Below are 22576 nucleotides of genomic sequence, written 5' to 3'. Positions count from 1 at the left end.
ACGATAAATCTACCGGCTCGGTATTTGTCCAATACCTTGATGCCCAGTGTCTCTCTATTGATGAGCCAATAGGAACGGTGAATTACGGTGAGATAATCTATCCGAAGGCAACAATTCGGAATAATAGTAATACAGAGAAGACCTTTGATGTCACCTTCTGGATTGAAGGAAGTAAATATGAGGATACAAGAAGTATCACCTTAGGTCCTAATGAAGAGGAGCAACTCACCTTTGCCGAATGGGTGGCAGAACCGATTGGTAGTTTAGAGATAAGATGCACAACAAAACTTAATGGCGATCTAAATAATGCTAATGATCAGCAGGAAGGAGAGGTATTCGTTAGATTTTTGGATGTTGGGGTAATTGAGATTATCGCGCCCACTGATACCGTTGATTCCGGAGCAATAATTCTCCCCCAGGCAAAGGTTAAAAACTTCGGCAATACCACAGTAACCTTTGATGCCACATTCTTTATTGAAGGTGTCAAGTGGTCTTCCACCAAACCGGTAATTGACCTAACACCCAATGAAGAGAGGATAATAGAATTTGACTCTTGGATTGCTGATTCAGTTGGGAGTTTTACTACCAAGTGTACTACTCAATTGAGCGGTGATATGAATAACACCAACGATAAGGAAGAAGGTCAAGTATTTGTAAAGGGTGGGATTTCTTATGGTGGTTGGTTTAAGGTTGGTGAGGTTCCCTTAGAACCGGACCGGAAGCGGATAAAATCTGGTGGCGGGATTACGAGGTGTGGCGATAAGTTATACATCTTAAAGGGGAATAATACCCGAAGTCTTTATTCTTATATTCCAGGGGAAATGAGCGCGGTATTTGAGGATACGGTTCCTTTTGGTTTTGGAAAAAAGGTGAAGAAAGGAGGGGCGATAACTTCGGATGGCGAGCGATTCCTCTACATTACAAAGGGTTCAAATACCAGAGAGTTTTGGCGTTATGACACTCAGAATAAAGTTTGGGATTCTTTGCCTTTGGTGCCGATTGGTGCTGGCAAAAATTTGAAAGGTGGTACTGGAATAACTTATGTTAATGGAAAAGTCTATCTCTTAAAAGGCTCCAAGACCAATGAGTTCTATGCCTTTGACTGTGCCAATAACACCTGGATTGAAACCTTACCAAAGGCACCAGAAGGTTCTTATACCGGTAAAGGTTATGGTGATGGCTCCTGCCTTATTGCCTATGATAATAATACGCTCTACGCTTTAAGGGGTAAGTATAATGAGTTCTACAAGTATGACATCTCGGCTAATACCTGGGAAAAAGATTCTGGAATGCCTTTCACTCATCCAATGTGGAATAAGAAGAAGAAGGTTGGCGAAGGTGCGGCAATGGTCTTAAAGGGTGGCAAGATTTGTGCCTTCAAGGGAAATAATACGAAGGAGTTCTGGTCATTTGACCCAACGACCAAGTGGGCAGGCTTAGAGACAATCCCCAAGATGCCGGATAAGAAGTATGTGAAGGGTGGTGGTGGACTCTGCACTTGGACCGATGGCACAATCTATGCCTTAAAGGGAAATAATACCACTTCTATCTGGAAATATACCGGTAGCGCTACTTGCCTTGTGACTTTACCAAATACCGGAGCCCAAGAGTTCACTAAGGAGTTAAGTCGTGAGACTTTTATAAATATTGTCCCCAATCCGACCAAAGGCTTAACCAAGGTTTATTACAACTTACCGAAGAAAGAGATTGCGACTCTCAAAATCTATAACACCTTAGGAAGCATGGTCTATTCCGCAAGAAGCGATAAGGGTGAGTTTACGATCAAGAAACTACCAGCGGGAATCTATCTCTTGCGGCTTGAATCAACGGGCTACAAAGAAGATAGGAAGTTAATCGTGGTGAAGTAGCCAATTTTCCCTAATAATAGGAGACGCCCCCGGATTTTCCGGGGGCGTTTTTATTTTATAAAAGTCTTATCCGCCTTTACGAGGCGAGACTTCGCCACCCCGCTTCGCGGGTGGCGGGCGACTTAACTCCAGGGTTGACATCTTCTAAAGATACCTTATAATACAATAAACTAATTACTAAATAAAACTTTGATCTCCAAAAAGGGAGGGATTTATTTTTATAAAAAGGGATGTAGCATACAGGGGATGGTATCGGAGACTTAATTTAGAGTCTAAAAGGTGGATTAAGAAAGAGTTTAATCGGAGAGATAATATAAGAGGTAAAAGAAGGGATAGTTGGGGGTCTTAGAAAAGGTATAATTGATAGTATAATGGGAATGATAAGGGAAGAGATGATCGGGGTTTTAATAGGGGAGATAAAGGAGAACCTAATCAGGAGATTAATTGAGATGATAATGGAAAGGCTAAAAAAGTTTAGCCTTCCCAGAGTTTTACCACTCAGGTTGGGAACCGGAGGGTTGACTTTTACTAATTCCTTATTAAAATAGAACTTAAAAATTTATGAAATGCCTGGTCCTCTGCGGTGGTAAGGGGACGAGGTTAAAGCCTTTGACCTTTACCATCCCGAAACAACTGGTGCCGGTGGCGAACCGGCCCATTCTCCATTTCGTCTTAGACAATATCATCAAAAGCGGACTTTCTAATATTGGTATCATCATCGCTCCGGAGACCGGCGATTTGATTAAGGAGAGCGTTGCTGATTACGAGAGGAAGATTTTAGGTGAGCAAAGGGTGAGTTTTACCTTCATAATTCAAGAAGAGCCGAAGGGGCTTGCCCATGCAGTAAAGGTGGCAAGGGATTTCTTGGCAGATGAACCTTTCTTGATGTATCTCGGGGATAATCTCATCGGTGAGGATTTGAAGGAGTTTATTAGGAGGTTTAATCAGTTGGGGGTTGATGCCTTGCTCCTTTTGAAGGAAGTTTCTAATCCCAGCCAATTTGGTATCGCCACCCTTAATCAAAAAGGGGAGATTGTGGAATTGGTAGAGAAACCGCAAATGCCGAAATCAAATTTAGCATTGGTTGGTGTTTACCTCTTTTCCCCGGCGATCCATCAGGCGATTGAGATGATAAAACCATCCGCCCGGGGAGAGTTGGAGATTACCGATGCCATCGCCCGGTTGTTAGAAGACAAAAGGAAGGTGCACGCCCATATCTTAGATAAATGGTGGCTGGATACCGGAAAGAAGGATTCCCTTTTGGAGGCGAACCGAACAATTCTTGAACAATTGATTGAAAGGAAGATTGAAGGAGATGTTTTTCAATCCCAAATCTCGGGTAAAGTGGAGATTGGGAAAGGGGGAGAGGTGAGAAATAGTGAGATTAACGGACCGGTGGTGATTGGGCAGAATACGAAGATTATCAATTCCCAAATTGGTCCTTTTACGGCGATTGCTGAGGATTGTGTAATTGAAGATTCAACGATTGAATATTCTATCATCTTGAAAGGAACGAAAATTAAGGAGATTAATCGGATGGCGGAATCGCTTATCGGCCGGAATGTGCGGATTGAAAAGAATCAGAAAACTCACCAATGTCTCCGCCTTTTAATCTCTGACGATTCCGAGATTGAGGTATGAGGGAATTTAAGATTGGTCCGATTGCCGATGTGGTGATTACGGATTTGAAAAAGAATTCTGACGAACGGGGTTGGCTTGCCGAATTATTCCGGCAGGATGAGATGGAAGAAGGGATTTATCCGGTGATGTCCTATATCTCTTTAACCTATCCCAAAAAGAGTCGGGGTCCCCACGAACATAAAGAGCAGACCGACTATTTCTGCTTTTTGGGAATTGGCACCTTCCGCCTCTATCTCTGGGATAACCGACCTCACTCCCCAACCTATCAAAATAAGTTAGTTTTAACCTTTGGGGAAGGGGAGTTGAAAAGGGTGATTGTTCCTCCGGGGGTGGTTCACGGCTATGTGAATATCGGAGATAGTCCGGCTTACATCATAAACTTTCCGAACCGCCTCTATAAAGGATGGGGAAGGAAAGAGGCGGTGGACGAAATTCGCTATGAGAACCAACCTTCCCCTTTTCAATTTGATTTATGAAGAAGATATTGGTAACGGGTGGTTGTGGTTTCATTGGTAGTGAGTTTGTCCGGCAGGGCTTAGAAAGAAATTACGAGATTATTGTCTTAGATAAGTTGACCTACGCTGGTGATTTACGAAGAATTCCGAAAGGAGAAGTTAAGTTTTATAAAGGGGATATCGCCGACCGGGATGCGGTGAGAAGGATCTTGAGAAGAGAAAGACCGGATTATCTCGTCAATTTTGCCGCCGAGACCCATGTTGACCGGAGTATTTTTGACCCCTCGCTCTTTTTAGAAACCAATGTTAAAGGAACCCATACCCTTTTGGAAGCGATTCGGACTTATGGAGTGGAGAAGTTCTTACAGGTTTCAACCGATGAGGTCTACGGCGAAATAAAAAAAGGGAAGTTCACCGAGGAATCTCCCTTCCTTCCCAATTCTCCTTATGCGGTGAGTAAGGCGGCTTCCGATATGCTGGCGAAGGCTTATTATCGCACCTATAACTTGCCGATTTTAATCGTCCGGCCTTCTAATACCTATGGTCCTTACCAATATCCGGAGAAACTTATTCCCCTTGTTATCTACTCTGCCTTAAAGAATAAGAAGGTTCCGGTTTATGGAAAGGGGGAAAATGTCCGAGAGTGGTTTTATGTGGCAGACTGTGCGGAAGGGATCTTTCAAGTCTTAGAAAAAGGACGGATTGGTGAAGCCTATAATATCGCCAGTGGGGAAGAGAAGAAAAATATTGATGTTGTGAAAAGTATCCTTTCCCTCTTAGAGAAACCTTTTAGTCTGATTCAATTCGTCCGCGATAGACCAGGACATGACTTCCGCTATGCCCTCTCTACTAAGAAAGTAAGAAGAGAATTGGGCTGGCGGGCAAAGACAAGGTTTGCCGAAGGTTTGCGAAAGACTGTTGATTGGTATTTAGAAAATTTCTCCTGGGTGGAGGAGAAGATTAAAGAAGAGAGAGCCTATTTTCGCCGGTTTTCTAAGTTTTATTTACCCGAAAGAAGATTAAGAAGATAATTGACGATTTCGCTTTTCTTTTCTCTTAATTCCGGGCTGATTTCCGAAGACATTTCTAAATTTTTCACTTGGATGCCTAAAAGATAGACTTCACAGGAAACCTCCCGGGCAATGAGGGAGAGGAAAAGGGAGAGGGGAAGGGTATGAGTGGAAAAAGAAGTGGGGAGAATCTTTTGCCACTCCTCTTTGGTAAAGAGGCGAAATTCCCCAACCTTTCCGGAAAAATCGCAGGCATCAATCACAATTAACCTCTTCGGTTTTAAGTCAATAATTTTTAGGATAAAATTCTCCGGCGCATCTTCGCTGTCTATCACATTCTTAAACCCCAAGCGGATCAGTTCTTTGGCAATCTCACTGCCAATCCCGTCATCTCCCCTTAAAGGATTACCAACCCCCAAAATCAAAGTCTCCATAGTTAGCGATAGGCGAGGAGGTCAATCTCAATTCTTGCCCCTTTTGGTAGGGAGGCGACGCCAACCGTGGTGCGCACGGGGAAATCTTCCTTAAAGTATTCACTATATACTTCATTCACCTGGGGGAAGTGAGAGAGATCAACCAAATAGATATTGACCTTAATCACATCCTTTAAGGAAAATCCCTCTTGGGTCAAAATCGCCTTTAAGTTTTCTAAGACCCGCCGCGTCTCCTCTTTAATATCACCCTTTATCAGTTCGTTCGTTTTTGGGTCAATAGCAATCTGACCGGCGGTAAAGAGGAAGTTTCCGATCTTTATCCCCTGACTATAGGGTCCGATTGGTTTTGGGGCATCTTCGCTAAAAATAATCTTCTTATTTTCACTCATAGATGATTATAAAAAAAATTTTCCGAAGAGCAATAGGGAATGGTCCCGGCCGGAGAATTTCGGGAGGATGCTTGACGGAAGGAGGAAGGAAGAAATTCATCCTGACCGGGACCCTCTTTCTCTTTTCCACTTTTTATTTATTATATTATTATACAATAATTTTTTAATTTGTCAATACCTCAGGAGGCGGGTTAGAGAATCACTCCAAACAGGAGCAAGTTTTGCCACGGGCAGGGAGATGAGATTCTTATTATCATTGATGGAGAGTTTATCACCACCCACCCGACCAATTTGGGCAAAGGGCAGATGGGCAAATAATTTCTTAAAATCCTCCTCCTTCTCTCTCTTCACCTCGCAGAGAAAGCGGGTATTGGATTCGGCAAAGAGGAGAAAGTCTTTCCGCTTAATCTTCTCTCTCCCCGGAATCTCAGAAAGGGAAATCTCGGCACCAATCTTCCCCCAGATACACATCTCGGCAATTGCTATGCCAATCCCCCCTTCCGAGATATCATGGAGGGAGAGGAGATAACCCTTTTGATTGGCGAAAAAGAGGTTTTGGAAAATTTCCCTTCCCAATTTGGGATTAACCCTTGGCACTTCCCCAGCCAATTTTCCCAAAAGGGCAAAGTATTCCGAACCACCCAACTCTTCCTTGGTTTCACCAATGATATAGATGGGTGAGCCTTCTTTCTTAAACTCAGGGGTTAAAGCCAATTTGATATCTGGGATAACTGAGACCGCAGAGATTAAGAGGGTGGGAGGGATAGAGATGGTCTTTTTCCCTTTCACCTTAAACTCGTTGTATAAAGAGTCTTTTCCCGAGATGAAGGGGACTTGATAACCAAGAGCGGTCTTGTAGGCACCGAGACAGGCTCTAACGATATCTCCCATAACCTTTTTCCGCTCCGGGTTGCCAAAACAGAAGTTATCCAAAATTGCCGTCTTATTGATATCACCACCGCAGGCGACGGCATTCCTTAATGCCTCATCAATCGCCGAAGCCGCCATCCAATAAGGGTCAAGGAGTCCGTAACGGGGGCAGAGACCATTGCTGATAACTATCCCCAACTCTTTCTCGTAAAGGGGTTTTAAGACACAGCCGTCACTGGTGATTGGTTTCACAATTGTCCTTCCCTGAACTTCAAAGTCATACTGGCGCACAACCCATTCCTTACTGGCGATGTTGAAGGAAGATAAAAGTTTTAAGAGGGTCTCATTGTAATCTCTTGGTTCGGGGAAATCTTTTACCTTTATTGGTTTTGGGATTTTTATTTCTGCCCTTCTTATTACTTTGGGATTTCCCTTATGTAAAAATTCCATAGCAATCTCTCCCACCTTATGACCTTGGTAAAAGAGTTTCAGTTTCTTATCATTGGTCACCCTACCGATGGGTACTGCTGGGCAATCGTAATCATTAAATAATCTTATCAGTTCCTCTACCTTTTCCGGGTCAGCAAAGATCACCATTCGCTCCTGAGATTCCGAAATCCAGATTTCGGTATAACTCAAACCGGAATATTTTAAGGGGACTTTCTCTAAGAAGACCTCACAGCCGAAATCCTTTGCCAACTCCCCGACGGCACTGGATAAACCACCACCCCCGCAATCGGTAATTGCCTTAATTAAATTTTTATCCCGGGCTAATAAGATGGCATCGGTCAACTTCTTCTCTTCAATCGGATTCCCGATCTGGACGACCGAGGAAGAGATCTCTTCGGATAATTCCAAGGAGGCGAAGGTGACACCGTGAATCCCGTCCCGACCGGTCTTTGCCCCACAGAGGATGATCACATCGCCGGGGGAAATCTCTTTCTCTATCTTATCCTTTGGGATTAACCCAACCGTGCCGCAGAAGACCAGAGGGTTACCTAAGAAATCCTTATGGAAATATAAGGCGCCATTGGCGGTTGGGATTCCCATCCGGTTGCCATAATCCCGCACCCCCGCCACCACCCCTTTTAAGATTCTCTTGGGGTGGAGAACCCCTTTGGGGACCTTTCTCTTTGGAAAGTCCGGGGGAGCAAAACAGAAGATATCGGTATTTAAGATGGGCTTTGCCCCTTTCCCGGTTCCTAAACAATCCCGAATCACACCGCCAATGCCGGTTGCCGCACCACCATAAGGTTCTAATGCCGAAGGGTGGTTATGGGTCTCAACCTTAAAAGTAATGCCGTAATTTTCATCCAATTCAATCACCCCGGAGTTATCCTTAAAGACCGAAAGGCAGAATGGTTTATTCAATTTTTTTGTCACCTTAAAGATGGTAGAAGCGAGGAGGTCTCTGATAAAAATCTCTTTCCCGTTCTCTTGATAAATGACATCCCCGCGCAATGTCTTATGCTTACAGTGTTCGGACCAGGTCTGGGCAAAGGTTTCCAACTCAATATCGGTGGGCTCCCTTTTTAACTTCTGGTAATACCTCTGAATGGCGCGCATCTCGGGAAGGGAGAGGGCGAGGAGACGTTCTTGGGAAATTCTTTTTAACTCTCTACCGCTTGCCTTTCGGATTGGGATTTCTATTAAATAGAAGGTATATTCTTTCCCTTTTAAGAAAATCTTCTCCTTAGGCTGGGCGATATGCTGAATTAAAGGGTTGTAGAGGAACTCTTCGGCAATCTTTCTTATCTTCTTTTCCCAGTCTTTTTTCTTCCCCGAGACCTTAAAGACATACCTCTTTCCGGTTTTGATTTTAATCTCGGAAAGGCCAAAGTCAGCGAAGGTCTTTTTCAGACTCTCCTCTTTGGGGTCGGAGACGCCGGGATTGTATAAAATCTCAATACTTATTCCCGGTAAAGGAAAGCGGCCCAGGGTTATCTCTTCCTTCACCGGGTCGCAAAAGATTTTCTTAGCAATCTTTTCAAATAATTTCTTCTCAATCTCCCCTTCAACGAAATAGAGGTCAATTATAGAAATTTTTTCAATCCCTTTAGGAAAAAATTCCCTTACCTGATTTAAGAGGGCAATCCCTTCTTTATCTTCCAACTTCTTCTTGATTTCTACCCGGAAGAGCATTTTCCATAATAACCCCGATTTTTCTCTTGTCAATTATTCTTCTTTGGGGGGCTTTATCTCCGGCGGCACTTCGTATAAAGACCAGATGCCTTTCTTCTCCAAGAGGCGCCATTTTTCAATAATCGGTTGGTCGGAGGGTCTCGGTTCTCCGGTAACGAGAAAGTAATCATATTCTTCCCAACCTTCGGGAAAGACCGAATACCAGGTCTCCCATTCGTCAATCCGGAATAAGGGGAAGGAATCGGTATAAACAATTGGGGAGTAGCGGATATGGGCGAAGGTGAAACCGACTAAACCTTTCTTAGAGATTGAGTAATAGGCGGGGAAGTGTAAGAAGACATCATAACCGAAGAGGTCTGCCTTTTGCCTCTTCTGATAGATTAAACCTGCCAGTTTTTTCCCTTCGGGCAGTCTTAAAAGCATCTCCTTTGCCGGTTTTGCCTCATAGTTGAAGATGGCGATCCGGATACCGATATTGAGACCGGTATAGATAATAATTATAATAAAGAGATATTTAAGGATTGGGTGGTTAAACTCTTTTAGGTTTAAGGCTAAAAAGGCAATTATCAAAAGAAAGAGAAGTGGGGCAAACCTTTCGTTCAAAAATACCGCTTCGGTATAGGTGCCGGGGAAGAAGGCATAAAAGAGAAGGGTGACAAGGAAAAAGAAGGAAAGGGGACGATAGATTTCCGAAAGGAGATAACCGAACCCTTTCTTTTTCAATTGGTAGAAGGTAGTGAGCAGGGAGGCGGCGAAAATGATTTTTAAGATGAAGATATAACTCTCATCGGTCTTCATCCCCACCCGGCGCAAAAAATCCCAGAGGTTATTATAAAGGGCGGAAGGGGAGATATATTCTTTGAATTGTGCCTGAAGTTCACTCCCTTCACCTCGGAATTGCCCAATCTGCCAGGGTAGGAAGAAGACAAGAAAGGGGATAATTAAAGGGAGGAAAAGATAAATCTTTTTCCCCTTTGCCGGAATAAAAATTAAGAGCAGGAGATAAGTGACAAAAGAGAAGAGATAGATAAGAGAATGGCCAAGGAAGATAAGGGAAAAGAGGAAGACCATAATGGCAAGGTACTTTATCTTTCCTCTCTCTTTTAAGCATTTAATCTCGTAGCCAATTAAGAAAAGGGTTAAGGCAATTCCCAGATTAATTCCCATAAAACCCCAAAAGAGGTTATAGTTATAGGAGATGAGAAAACCGAGGAGGCTAAAATTTTCGTTCCCGCCGATCACTTTTAGGAAGAAGAGTAAAGCCAGGGGAAAGAGTAAAAGAGAAATGGTGACATAAATTTTATTACTCACTTCCAAGGGAAAGAGGAAAGAGAGGAGATAATTAAAGAAAAGATGTAGGGTATTATGCATCGGGAAGAGCCGAAGGGAATAGAACTTCCCATAGCCCAGTTGGGAATAGTTTTTTAAGACGAAGGCGAAGTTTAGGTGTTGGGGTAGGTCAACAAATGGTAGGAGGGGAAAGAGCCAAACCGGCAGGGTAAAAATTAGGGAGAAGATAAAAAAGAAAATGGTGAAGGTCTTTTTATCCATCTTTTCTCCGAATAATGAGAAAGAGAAAGGAGAAGAGAAGGGTCAAAAGGGAAAGGTAGAAGGGATAGATGTCAATCGGAGTTTTCTCGGTAAAGATTTTAATCTGATGCTTGCCGGCGGGAAAGGGAAAGGCGAGAAAATGGTCTTTGGTCTCAAAGATTTCTAATTCCCTTTCGTCAACTAAAACTTTAATCTCCGGATAGAAACTGACCGCCGCGCGCAAAAAACAATCTTTACTGGCGGAGATTTCTGCGGAGATTAGGTTGTGGTCAAGGTTGAGGTGATGGAGATTGATTGTTGGTTCTTCCCCCAATAGCGAGTCTTCTCTTTGGCCAAAGCGGAGGGGGATAAAAGAGCAATTGCCTTTCTCATGGTCAATAGAGATTTTTTCCAATAAATCTTGCCAATCTTCGGCGATACAGAAAGACTTCTCCGGAATTATTTTCTCTAAGGGCAAGGGTTTTATCCGGTTGGAGGCGAGGAAGAGTGAGAGATAAGGGTATTTACCAATCGCCAAGGGTGGTTTCCTTTCCGCCAGGATGAACCGGTCATCCCACCAGATACCCTTTTTTAATAGGAGGAAGGTTTGGTCGACAGTCCCCCCGATTAAAGTGGGCAGGCTGATGATGTTACTAATTCCAGCCAGTCTCATAATTTTTAAGGAGTTTTCGGAAAGGGTTTGGGTGGTGGAATCACCCAGGTCAACCGCTAAACGATTCATCCAGGGATAGATGTAAAGCATATTCTTGGAAGCAAACTGGTGATAGGGTGGGCCATAAACCGTTGGTAGGTCCGCAAAGATATACCCCAGCGCTGGATAACGGCAGGTTCTTTTGAAGATATCAATCCCTTCGGTTGGGATGTCAATATCTACTAACTTCACCACATTCTCCCTTTTTAAGATTTCGTAAATCTCTTCCCTCAGTCCCAAGAGTTCTTCTCTCTTAGAATAGAGGGGATAGAAGGAACGGGGTAGGCAGTCAAAAATTAAAATTAGAAAGAGGAGAAGGAAGGTGGGATGGTAATCCATTCCCAACTTAAAAAGTCTCTCCTGAAGAAACTTTATCCCATCCAGAACCGCTATTCCGGAAAAGAAGACAAAGAAAGCCAAAAAGCGTTGGGGTGGTAAACCAGCGGTGAGGATTGGGTCACCTTTTTTCAAAAAGGTTGGGAAGAAGGTTAAAAAGAGGGAGAGGAGAAGGCTAAAGAAGACACCATCTTTTAATAAAATTTTATTTTTCTTTTGGTAGAGGAAGGCAAAGATTAAAAGGAAGATGACACTCCAACCGAGATAGGCACCGGTATAACCACCAATCTCGGAGCGCAAACCAAAGAGGACAATCGGGTTGGGCGAAGGTAGTTTCTGGTAAGGTTGGGGGAAACTATGGGAGGAGAATTTTATTAAGAAGGGGAGCAAAAAGAAAGAAGATTGGAGGAAAGAAAAGATTAAACCGAGAAAGCCGTAAAGGAATACTTTTTTCGCAAATTGGCGTCGGAAGAGAAAGTATAGTAAGAGGAAGAGAAAGGACCAGAGGGCATAAACGAAGTGGGAGAGGATGAGGCAAGAGATGGTAAGGCTCAAAAGGAGAGAGTTTTTGAAGGAAGGGTTCTGAAAAATTTTTTCTAAGGCGAGAAAGGCTAAAGGGAGGAAGAGGAAGGTTAAATTTAAGGGATAGGTGGCAACCCCACCCACATACATTATCCGCCAGGGAACTAAGAGATAGACGAGGCTACCGAAGAGGGCAAATTTAATATCCTTTTTTATCTCTTTTAAGAAGAGGAAGAAGGCAAAACCGGAGAGGATATTGGTGAGAAAGAGAGAGATTTTTGTTGCCCAAAAGATACCAAAGATAAGGGATAAGACCCCAGCCAGGAGAAAGAAGAGGGGACTATAAAATCTCAGTGCCGGATAACCGGAATAGAAGAAGAAAGAGAAGAAAGGAAAACTACCGGTTTTTAGCCATTCTTGGACCATCTTCACCCGAGCCAAGTGGGGCCAGACATCACCGGCGGTGGGATAACCCCGGGCAACAAAGGAGAGGGAAGCGATAAAGGCGATGGCAAAAAGGATAAGATAAATCTTTTTCTTTTCACTTAATTTTTTTGGTTTTGGTTGGGGAGGTTTCTTTTTCGGCTTCACTTAATCAACCACGACAATCTTTTGGGCTTTTAGATAATTTTTCCCTTTAATTTTTACCAAATAGACACCACTTGGCAGATTGCCTATCTCCTTTTGAGAGAGGGTGGCTACTCTTTGACCGGTGGGTGAATAAATCTCTAAGACGAAACCTTTGGGGAGAGAAAATCTTCCCTTTTGGGAAAAGGGGTTGGGTAAAATTTGGATTGGGAAGTTATCCTCTTTTTTGGAAGCGATACCGGTTGGGGGGCTGACCGCGGCATAGATATGCCAATAATTCCTTCGGTCCGATGCCCAGGCAACCCAGATATTACCAGAGGCATCAGTGGTGATGACCGGGTCGTAATCATTCGCTGGGTCATTGGTTATCGGTTGGGGATAAGACCAACCATCCTGATAATAAGAAATATAGATATCCCAGTAGCCATTATTATCTCCCTGCCAGGTTGCCCAAACTCGGCCATCAGGAGTTGGGGTAATATCCGGTAGGATTTCGTTAAAGGGTGTATTGGTAACCGGTTGCGGTGAAAGCCAATTGGTGCCATCGTAATAAGAGTAATAGATATCCGCCTGGTTATTGAGAAACTTGTGCCAGATGACCCAGATCCTTCCTGAGTTATCAGTTATCGCCTTGGGTGAAGAGTTATTACCAATGGTGTCAAGATTAAAGATTGGGGAGCCGGGCTCGTATCTTCTCCCTTGGAGGCACCATTTACCATTCCTTTGGGAAGTCCAGAATATCCAGGGGTAATTATTCCGGTCAACGGTGATGGTTGGGTCAATTTGGTCTAAGGAGTCGGTAGTCAATCGGGCCGGGTTTGACCAATTACTGCCACCTACTTCATAGGATAACCAGATATCACCCTGACCTGCCCGCCAGGATTTGAAGGCACACCAAATTGTATCGCCGGCACTGGCTAAGGCGGGCTGGACATCGTGATGACCAGCCAGTGGTCCAACCCGACTGACACCTGACCAACTGCCATTGTGATAATAGCAACTGAATAACTGGAAATGGTCATAGCCACTATTATAGTCCCGGAAACTCTGCCAGACAACCCAAAAGCGGCCGGTCCGGTCAGTGGCACAGGCGGGAAAGAAGTCATAGTATTCGTGCCAGGCGATTGATTCCGGACGGGTGAAACGGCTGCCATCAAAAGAGGAGAAGTAATTGTCAGAACGGACAATCCGACCGGAGTCAAAGACAATCCTGATTCTTCCCTGAGAGTAGCCGATTGCCGGATTGCCATTAACGAAGGGGACGGTATCAACCACATATTCGGTCCAGTTTAAGATTTCCCCTTTTCTGTAAGATGGCGGGTTTACTTGGACGAGAGGTTCTTTCTTCCGATTTACCTTTAAGGTCGGGTCGCCTAAAATCCCGGTTCCCCGAAAGGAAGAGTAGGTTGAGCGGTGCCATTTGAGGAAGGCATCACCAAAAGAAGAATCTCTACCCAATGCCCGATAGATAGTTGAGAGGTCACTAATCCCGTACATCAGTTGGGTTGACCCCATTACCACTAAACCCCAGGGTTGGGCAAAGAGGTACCAGTTGCCTAAATTATCCTTCTCTAAGAAACGGGTACACATACAGGCGTTTAAGAAATAAAAACAGGCATTGGGGGCTAAAGCGGGAATTTCAAAATTGAAGACCGAACCACCACCAAATTGGTCATTGGCTAAAAAGAAGGTATGAGCCCAGGGAGAAGAATGGGCGATGAGATGGACAAACTCATAACCGAGCCGCAGTTGATTCTTATAATGATAGGCGGTTGTTGTATTCTCATCATTGAACATTGTGATATCGGAATAGAGATAATTCATTCCGTGGTTATTGGGATACCAGGTCACTTCGTTATAAACTAAGCCGCGGGAAGGAACTGGTAGTTGACCGGTGCGGTAGAGGTGATTCCTTTGCAGATAACTTTTTACCAGATTGGCTTCCCCATCATAAGTTAAAGAACCGGGATGAATTCTTCCCACCCAGATATCGGGTGCCGCACTTCCGGTATGGGAATCGTATTTACCATCACCATCATTATCGGCAAATACCCCATCTAAGTCAGAAAAGAAGAGGTCAATCGGGTAATCTTCTCCGGAGTTACTATCTTCCCACCAGGCGACCGGTAGACTACCAATCATTACACTTCCCACCAAGCCGGAGTCGCGATGGGCTTGAAGGGTTTGGCGTAAATTTTGTGCCCGACCACCCGTGATTAAAATAACCTTTGGCCGGTAGCCTTCGTTTTGTAAGTCTTGGAGATAAACTTGTAGTTCGCTTTGGATTTCCGGATACAATCCGGAGTTGATAAAAATAATCGCCAGGGAGTTAAGTTGTAAGACTTTTATAGAATCCTTACGGATTAACTCCTTGGGCGCGCTGTAGAGGACGACTTCGTTATAGGGTTCACTAATAGAAGATTGATAATCTTCAAAATGGGAAGGGAGTCTCCCCTCTGGGTCATAATAGGGGATGGGTCTTAAAATTTCTAATAAAAAGATGAGAAAGAGAATACTCATTCTTTCCTCCTAAATTTTAAGCGCATAAGGGATTCTATTACTTTTTCCTAAAAAATCAAGCCTTATCTTCCTTCCCCTATCTTTCGGAAGAAGGCTTCACTTTTTGTTAGGCGGGAGACGGGAAATCCTTTCCCTATCTTCTTTCTTTCTTCTCTCCCCTTTTTCCTTTCTCCCAATTCCCCAAAAGAGACGGGACCTTTCTTCCTTCCTATTTTCCGTTGCCGATTTTTCCCTTTTAGTCCGAATCAAATGGGGTCGGGAAGGCGGTATGGGGGATAACCTTAAAAATCTTGTATCTTTTCTGATACAACCCTGTATTCTTAGTGATACAACATAGTATCTTGGGCGATACATCTGAAAAATTACGCCCGGCATTCTCAGACAAGGCGTGGAGATAAATTTTAGGGTAGATATAAGAATTATTAATATAAGACCTATTAATAAATAAGATACAATTTCGTTTTGAGAAAAGAGAGAGAAGGTAAAGAAGAAAATAAAAACCTAAGGACCGGAAAAAAAGCTTGACTTTCTAAAAAAGGTTGTTATAATAAATAAAGTGATTTGGTGAAGGGATAAGATGAGAGAGATGATGAGCAGAAGGAAGGTTAAATTGACCCTTGACTTTTCCCCTTTATTTATTATAATAAATTATAGGACCGGAAAAAAATGCTTGACTTTCTAAAAAAGGTTGTTATAATAAATAAGCCAAGGTTAAACTTGGTGGAAAGGTAAGATGAAGAAGATGGCGGAAAGGGAAATGGGAAAGAGAAGAGAGAAGCCCATCTTCTTTTCTGCCCCAGAGACCAGTTTTGGGGTCTTGGTCTACTGGTTAGATTTTTTACCCCAACGCTTTCTTTTGGGCGGGGAAAGAAAGCGAAAATTTATCCCGCCACGAGGAGGTAATTATGTTTAAGAGACTCGCTCTCTTAATGCTCCTTTTGGGAGCATTCGGCTTTATCCTGGCGAGCGTGCCCGCGCAGTCCGTCCTCAATCCGGAACCGGCGAAGAAGGCGAAACCCGAAGAGATGAACTGGGTAGAGATTGGCAATAAGCCCGGGGAAGAACCGATTGCGCCACCAACCGACCAGATGTGGATTGAGATCGGCACCGGAACTTCTTATGAAGGCTGGCCAATGTATCGGTTCTTTAACTATTCCACCTGGCAGGGAATCTACCTTCAGACCGAGATTAATACCGCCGGGAATATCGTCGCGATGGGATTTAATAACTATTCCACCGGTGGAATTACGATTCAGAATGTCTCAATCTATATGCGCGAGACAACCGCTACAACCTTAACTTCTGGTATTGTAACGATTCCGCCACCTTCACCCTGGGTCTTGGTCTGGCAGGGAAGTTGGCCCAATACCCAGACCGGCTGGCAATATGTCACCTTTACAACTCCTTTCGCTTATTCTAATACTCAAAACCTCATCATCCTGATCGTTAAAGGTTATGAAGCCTGGACTTCTCCTTATCCCTACTGGTATTACCACTCAACTTCTCCAAATTATCGGGTGAGGAGGGGTTATTCTGATTATTCCCAGCCAACGTCCTTATCTACTTCCTATAACCGGCCCAATATCCGACTTGGCTTTCCAGTTGCCCACGATGTTAGTGCCACTACCCCTTACAATGTTGTAAATTATCCAGTGGTCGCCGGTGATGAAGATGAGTTCTGGTTTAGGGTGGTAAACTCTGGTGAAAATGATGAGACCGATATCCCAGTGAAGTTAATGGTCAATGGGACAGTGGAACAGACAATCACCATTCCTTCGCTCAATTCTGGGACTTATCTTGATACCTTCTTTGCCTGGACCCCACCATCCGCTGGCACTTATACCTTAAAGTTCTTCACCGACCTTTCTACGGACCAGAACCGGGCAAATGATACCTTAACCCGGGTTGAAGGTGCCACTTATGTTGTGACCGGGATTGATGAGAGTTTTGAAGGGAGTTTCCCACCGACTGGTTGGGTCGTCCAGAATATCAATGGCGGTTATACCTGGTCCCAATCCGATAACTACGCCCACACCGGAACCTATAGTTGCCGGAATACCGCGGATGGGGCAACTTATTATGAAAACAATTCTAATGACATCCTCTTATCACCAATTGTTGATATGTCCGCTATGTCGGAATGCTTCTTTGAATTCTATCACCGCTGGTATCTTGAAGCCAGTTATGATTCGGTCATCATCTACTATACGACCGAAGCGGACTTTGATAATCCCAACCCCACTTGGACGAGATTGATGAAATGCGAAGGGAACTATCTTAGTGCCTGGCAGGCTTTCTCCCAGACTCTCCCCACTTCGGATAAGATGCGGTTTATGTGGAGATTTTTATCCGATGCCTCAGTCAACTATGAGGGATACTATCTGGATGATGTGAAGGTCTGGGTCCCAGCGAATGATGTTGGTGTCTCAGAGATTGTTAGTCCACCTGCGAACTGGCCCCCAGAACCAGTAATTCCGAAGGCTAAGGTTAAGAATTATGGTGTCAATGACCAACCCCAAGTTGATGTTCAGTGCGTCATCCGGGATAACACTGGGGTTGAGGTTTACAACGAGACCGTTATTATCTATGACCTAATAAGTGGGGAAGAACGGGAAGTGGAATTTCCAGAATTCACACCGAGCGAAGGGGTCTATCTTGATACGATGCGCACCTTACTGGCAGGGGATGAGAAACCCGAGAATGATGCCAAGGTGATGAGCCATAGTTTCTCCAACTGGGCAGAGATTGAAGTTGGCTATGATGATGGAGTGCCAGAAGCCTACTACTGGGTTCAGTATCCTTCTGGTCCCGATGACCGGTTTGCGGTAAAGATTACCCCACCGGCTGCCAATTATCTAATCAGAAGGGGTCGTTTCAATATCTCCGCTTCCACTGTGCCCCTTTCCTTCGCGGACTGTGGCGTCTATCCCGAATCCGCTAATATCCCAAGACTCTCTTCGCCAATTGTTTCGGTTCCCAACCAGCCAACGGCAACGACCGTAATTCCGACAACCGATTGGAAAACTGTTGACTTTGGCGATGTTGCGGTTTCCGGTAATCCCAATGATGTCTTTTTAGTGGTCCACTGGCCAACCGGCTCTTCTTCCGGTCCTTATGTCTCGGCTGATGCCAGCGCTCCCAATAGTCGTTCTTACTGGTCCATGACTCCGCCACCGGGAACTTGGAACCTCTGGACTGGTCATGATTGGATGATGCGTCTGGTCTTTGCTGTCCCGGGTATTGATGCCGGTGTCAGCGCGATTCTTGCTCCTGGTGATACAGTTGACTTTGGCACATCAGTTCAACCGCAGGCAACAGTCTGGAACTATGGCTACTTTGACAGGACCTTTAATGTGATCTTCCAGATTAGCAATGGCAAAGCGGTTGTCTATGCCGATACCGCGGAATTGACGATGGAGGGCAACTCTTCCCAAAATGTGACCTTTGAGGAATGGACACCAACCGAACCCGGTGAATATCAACTGAATGCCTGGACCGAACTCGCGAACGATATGAATCCGGATAACGATGGCCAGACTGGTTCTACCTTTATCCGGTTCCGCGACCTGACGGTTGTAGAAATTGTCCGGCCGAATGCGGTTGAACCACCCGCTGCTGCGATACCGGTGAATATTAAGATTTCTAACCTCGGCAATGTCCCAGCCTACAATATCCGCGCCCAAGTGATAATTAACGATAACCTCGGTAATGAGGTCTATAACGACTTCCGTGAGTATAGCATGATCAATCCTGAAGAAGTTCTCTCCGTTGTTCTCACACCATGGATTGCCACCGAAGGCGTCTATCACCTCTCCGCCTTTACAGTCTACTCCCTGGATATGAACCCAGCGAATGATACGATGAAACGGGATGTGACCGTTGGTACCCCACCACCGCCACCGGGTGCCTGGGAGAAACTATCAGTGGAAGTGCCACTTACACCTTCGGGCAAGAAGATAAAGAGCGGTGGTCTGATTGTTTACGGTGGCGATAAGATCTATATCGTCAAGGGAAATAATACGAAAGACTTCTATGCCTTCGTTCCGGAAACTGCCCCAACACCACTTGATTCCGTCCCAGTTACGGGAAAGAAGGGTGTCAAGAAGGGAACCGGTATGGTCTATGATGGCACAAGATGGCTCTATTTCGCTTCTGGTACCAATACCTTACAATTCTGGAAGTATGATACCCAGGGTGAATCCGGTTGGGTCGCCTTACCGGATATTCCGACTGGTGGTGGCAAGGCTCTGAAAGGTGGCACGGGAATGGCTTATGTTAATGGTTTTGTCTATCTCTTAAAGGGTTCCAAGACCAATGAGTTCTATGCCTTTGACTGCGCCAATAACACTTGGATTGAGACTTTACCATCTGCTCCGGGAGATAAGGGTTATGGTGATGGTTCTTGCTTAGTTGCCTATGATGAGAATACGCTCTATGCTTTAAGGGGTAAGTATAATGAGTTCTACAAGTATGACATCCCGAATAAGACCTGGACATCTGATTCTGGAATGCCTTTCACTCATCCGATGTGGAATAAGAAGAAGAAGGTTGGCGAAGGTGCCTCAATGGTTGTGAAGGAAGGAAAGATTTATGCCTTCAAGGGGAATAATACGAAGGAGTTCTGGGGCTTGACACCGCCTGGAGGTTGGGTTGGTTTGGATACGATACCGAAGATGCCGGATAAGAAGTATGTGAAGGGTGGTGGTGGACTTTGCCTCTGGACCGATGGTACAATCTATGCTCTGAAAGGAAATAATACAACTTCCATCTGGAAGTATACCGGTGAATATCTGCCATTGGCTGCTACCTTACCGAATACCGCGACGATGGAATATCTGACTGGTAAGGAACTTGGTATTCGGATTGTGCCCAATCCGACCAAGGGTTTGGCCAAGGTTTATTACAACCTGCCGAAGAAAGAAGTTGCCACTCTCAAAATCTATAATACCTTAGGAAGTCTGGTTTATCTTGCGAGAAGCGATAAGGGTGAGTTTACAATCAAGAGACTACCGGTGGGAATCTATCTCTTACGGTTTGAGTCCAAGGGCTACAAGGAAGATAGGAAGTTAATCGTGGTGAAGTAGCCAATTTTCCCCCAACGGGGTGACAGGGAAAAAACCACGGGGCTTTTTCCCGCAAGAGGGGTGAGAACCCCTATTGAGCGGGGCTTGGGGGAAAATTAAGAGGAGACGCCCCCGGATTTTCCGGGGGCGTTTTTCTTTAATATATAAAATCCTAAGAAGAGATTGAGCGGTCTCTTTGTTGGAGGTAGGTTTTCATCTTTAAGAATTCTTCCTTTTTTGTGAGATAAAAAAGGGCAGTGTTATTGTGATATAAGGGATCGGTCTTTTCATCAAAACCAATTTTTTTATACTCTTCTGTTCCGGGGATGGGTGAAAATTCCGCCAGATGGCATTTAATCCCTAAGGAGAGGACAAGGTCAATGCTCTCTTTAATATCGGAAAGGGTCTGCTCGGGCAAACCGAAGATAAGATAGGTATGAATCTCTTTGTCAAAACCTGCCTCTCGCAAAAATTGGACTGCCCGGATAAATTCTTCGGTTCTCACCTTATCTCCGGTTCTCTTCTGTAAAGAAGGGGAAGCGGTTTCTAAACTGAGATAAACGGTCTTAAAGTTGGCGGAAAAGAGGAGATGGGCAATCTCTCGGTCAAGGAATCGGGGATGGAGGCCATTTGGGGTGTGGAAGTTTATTGGCCAATTTTTCTTTGCTAACTCTTTTAAGAGGGTCTTTATCTCAGGATGACATAATAAGGCATCATCGGTGAAGGCGATATTTTTTATTCCCAATTCCCGGTAGTAATCAATCTCGGCGATCACTTCCTCTTTTTTCCGAAATTGGAATTCGGGGAATAATCTCGGCACCGCACAATAGGTGCAGCGGAAGGGACAACCCCGCGAGGTTAAGATTGAGACATAGTCAAGTTTTTTATATAGGTCGTAGGCGGGGAAAGGGAGTTCTGAGAAGGGAATCGGTTTCAGTCCGGGGAGATACTTATAGAGTTCGGTTTCAAAAGGACCGGAAATTACCAAGTTGGCACCGGAAAATTTTTGGGCGTGGGAGAAGCAGAGGGTGGCATAAATCCCACCCAGGATGATGGGCGTCTTGGGAAAATACTTTCGCAGCAGGGTAATGGTAGCAATCACCCCGGGATACCAGTAGGTCATAATGGAGGTGAGGAATATGTAGTCGGGTCTCTCTATCTCGTTAAGGGTGCGTTCCAAATCTTCAATCGGCAACCCATACCTTTTATACCGCCGGGGGATGTTTTGATAGATTACAGGCTTCGGAATAAAACGGGAGATAAATTTCCCTCGCCCAAAACTATCAACCTTCGGCTTTTTCCCTTCGGAAAGGAAGGGATGGTAACGGTCAAGACAATCAAGGAAGGAGATTTGGAAATTAAACTTTCTTAAATAGGAAGCGAGGTATAAAAGGCCGAGGGGTTTCAGGAAGAAGTCAAATGCCTTGAAGTCATAAATCCAGGGGTTGACGAGGAGAGCCTTCTTCACCTCTCATTCGTCTCCCGCTTCTTTTTCAAAAGGAGACTGAGGAAGGAAAAGAGAAAGAGGCGTCGGTTGAGGTTATATTCCAAATCGGGTTGCAGTTTTAAGAGGGCTTCAATCCGGGTGAGTAATTCTTCCGTTGTGAAACCCTCGGGATAGTAGATTTCGTAGTCTTTCAGCCCAATCTTTTTTAATAGTTGGGAATGGAAGAGTAAGATGAGATTCTGGACCGTCTCTTCCCAGTTGGTAAGGCGAATTTCATCAATCAGGGTTAAGAGAGCAGGAAGGGAGGGCGCGAGGGCAAGGTCAAGAATCTCTTCGGGGATGGGGAAGGGGTTGGCTAAAAAATCTAAAGCCCGGCGCAGGCTGCCGTAGGCGAAGGCTAATGCCCTCTTGACAAAAATCTCCTCGTAACCCATCTCCAATAAGTGACGAGCAATCAGTTCGTCGGAAAGAGGAGGGAAATAGATACTGAGGCAGCGGGAACGGATGGTGGCGGGTAGGAGGGAGAAACGGGATGTGAGGAGGATGAAGCGGGTTGCCGGTTGGGGCTCTTCTAAGGTTTTGAGTAAGGCGTTGGCGGCTTCTTGAGTCAACCGCTCCGCATCAATTATCAAGACCACCCTCCTTTTTGCCCGCCGGGGTGGAAAGCGCATCTCCGCCGAAAGATTATGAATCTCCTCTAAATGGATGAGATAGTTTCGGGGGAGATTAGGTCTTTTCTCGTAAAGGGAATAACGCCGCCTCAGAAGTTGAATCGTCTCTTGGTATTTTTCGTCCTCATTCCCTTTTGGGGGCGCGGGAAAAATTAAAAAGAGGTCGGGATGGCCCAGGCGGTTGAATTCTTGACAAGAACGACACTTGCCACATCCCCCTTCTTCGCAGATTAAACTCCGGGCGAATAAGAGGGCGGTCGTTCTCTTGCCAATCCCCGGTCTTCCCCAGAAGAGGAGGGGAGGAAAAGACGGTTTTGCCCCCAACCTTCTCAACTGGGCAAAGACCTTCTCACTCCCTAAGAGATTTTCAAAGACCAT

At 44.8% G+C, this 22576-nt stretch carries 16 protein-coding genes; 8 read left to right on the top strand and 8 right to left on the bottom strand.

Translation table 11 applies throughout. From position 1 onward, the window contains the following. The 5 genes from ABIL00_02415 to rfbB form a co-directional block, all read left to right on the top strand. The coding region (locus tag ABIL00_02415; GenBank protein MEO0109625.1) for a T9SS type A sorting domain-containing protein at positions 1-1868 on the top strand (1868 nt) is incomplete at its 5' end. Between the two features lie 371 nt (positions 1869-2239). Next, complete coding sequence (locus ABIL00_02410) at positions 2240-2416, top strand: hypothetical protein (protein MEO0109624.1); 177 nt, start codon at positions 2240-2242, stop codon at positions 2414-2416. Between the two features lie 13 nt (positions 2417-2429). Beyond that, positions 2430-3509 carry a glucose-1-phosphate thymidylyltransferase gene (locus tag ABIL00_02405; GenBank protein ID MEO0109623.1) on the top strand — a complete coding sequence of 360 codons (1080 nt, stop codon included), beginning with the start codon at positions 2430-2432 and terminating at the stop codon, positions 3507-3509. Next, positions 3506-3985 (top strand): dTDP-4-dehydrorhamnose 3,5-epimerase family protein, encoded by a 480-nt coding sequence (locus tag ABIL00_02400; protein MEO0109622.1) that lies wholly within the window; start codon positions 3506-3508, stop codon positions 3983-3985. Before ABIL00_02405 ends, ABIL00_02400 begins: the two co-directional genes overlap by 4 nt. Beyond that, complete coding sequence (gene rfbB, locus ABIL00_02395) at positions 3982-4995, top strand: dTDP-glucose 4,6-dehydratase (protein ID MEO0109621.1); 1014 nt, start codon at positions 3982-3984, stop codon at positions 4993-4995. The genes ABIL00_02400 and rfbB overlap by 4 nt, the downstream gene beginning before the upstream one ends. Here rfbB and ABIL00_02390 read toward each other — a convergent pair. The 6 genes from ABIL00_02390 to ABIL00_02365 form a co-directional block, all read right to left on the bottom strand. Further along, entirely contained in the window at positions 4965-5408 is a 444-nt protein-coding gene (locus ABIL00_02390) for a hydrogenase 3 maturation endopeptidase HyCI (protein ID MEO0109620.1), read from the bottom strand. The two genes, rfbB and ABIL00_02390, sit on opposite strands and share 31 nt — an antisense overlap. Positions 5409-5410: 2 nt before the next feature. Then, a complete protein-coding gene (locus ABIL00_02385; protein ID MEO0109619.1) occupies positions 5411-5797 on the bottom strand; it encodes a RidA family protein in 387 nt (128 codons plus the stop codon). 171 nt (positions 5798-5968) lie between these two features. Then, positions 5969-8809, bottom strand: a complete 2841-nt coding sequence (gene purL / locus ABIL00_02380; GenBank protein ID MEO0109618.1) for a phosphoribosylformylglycinamidine synthase subunit PurL — start codon at positions 8807-8809, stop codon at positions 5969-5971. Positions 8810-8842: 33 nt separating this feature from the next. Continuing rightward, positions 8843-10360, bottom strand: coding sequence for a hypothetical protein (locus ABIL00_02375; protein MEO0109617.1), 1518 nt, complete (start codon positions 10358-10360; stop codon positions 8843-8845). Next, positions 10353-12500: a 6-pyruvoyl-tetrahydropterin synthase-related protein gene (locus tag ABIL00_02370; GenBank protein ID MEO0109616.1), complete on the bottom strand. Its 2148-nt coding sequence runs from the start codon at positions 12498-12500 to the stop codon at positions 10353-10355. The genes ABIL00_02375 and ABIL00_02370 overlap by 8 nt, the downstream gene beginning before the upstream one ends. Continuing rightward, on the bottom strand, positions 12501-15017 hold the full coding sequence (locus tag ABIL00_02365; GenBank protein MEO0109615.1) for a T9SS type A sorting domain-containing protein: 2517 nt from the start codon (positions 15015-15017) through the stop codon (positions 12501-12503). A 103-nt stretch (positions 15018-15120) separates the two neighbouring features. Between ABIL00_02365 and ABIL00_02360 the strand changes: the two genes are divergently transcribed. The 3 genes from ABIL00_02360 (at position 15121) to ABIL00_02350 (ending at position 20101) form a co-directional block, all read left to right on the top strand. Beyond that, positions 15121-15354 carry a hypothetical protein gene (locus tag ABIL00_02360; protein ID MEO0109614.1) on the top strand — a complete coding sequence of 78 codons (234 nt, stop codon included), beginning with the start codon at positions 15121-15123 and terminating at the stop codon, positions 15352-15354. A gap of 396 nt (positions 15355-15750) precedes the next feature. Next, entirely contained in the window at positions 15751-15930 is a 180-nt protein-coding gene (locus tag ABIL00_02355) for a hypothetical protein (protein ID MEO0109613.1), read from the top strand. Next, a complete protein-coding gene (locus ABIL00_02350) occupies positions 15923-20101 on the top strand; it encodes a CARDB domain-containing protein (protein MEO0109612.1) in 4179 nt (1392 codons plus the stop codon). Before ABIL00_02355 ends, ABIL00_02350 begins: the two co-directional genes overlap by 8 nt. A 151-nt stretch (positions 20102-20252) precedes the next feature. Here the strand turns inward: ABIL00_02350 and ABIL00_02345 are convergent, their stop codons facing one another. Continuing rightward, a complete protein-coding gene (locus tag ABIL00_02345; protein MEO0109611.1) occupies positions 20253-21548 on the bottom strand; it encodes a B12-binding domain-containing radical SAM protein in 1296 nt (431 codons plus the stop codon). Next, positions 21545-22576, bottom strand: coding sequence for a hypothetical protein (locus tag ABIL00_02340; GenBank protein ID MEO0109610.1), 1032 nt, complete (start codon positions 22574-22576; stop codon positions 21545-21547). Before ABIL00_02340 ends, ABIL00_02345 begins: the two co-directional genes overlap by 4 nt.

The organism is candidate division WOR-3 bacterium (assembly GCA_039801905.1).
Taxonomy (GTDB): domain Bacteria; phylum Hydrothermota; class Tepidihabitantia; order Tepidihabitantales; family JBDRVQ01; genus JBDRVQ01.
The sequence above is the reverse complement of the archived record's forward strand: the minus strand, read 5'-3'. Positions and strand labels throughout refer to the sequence as shown.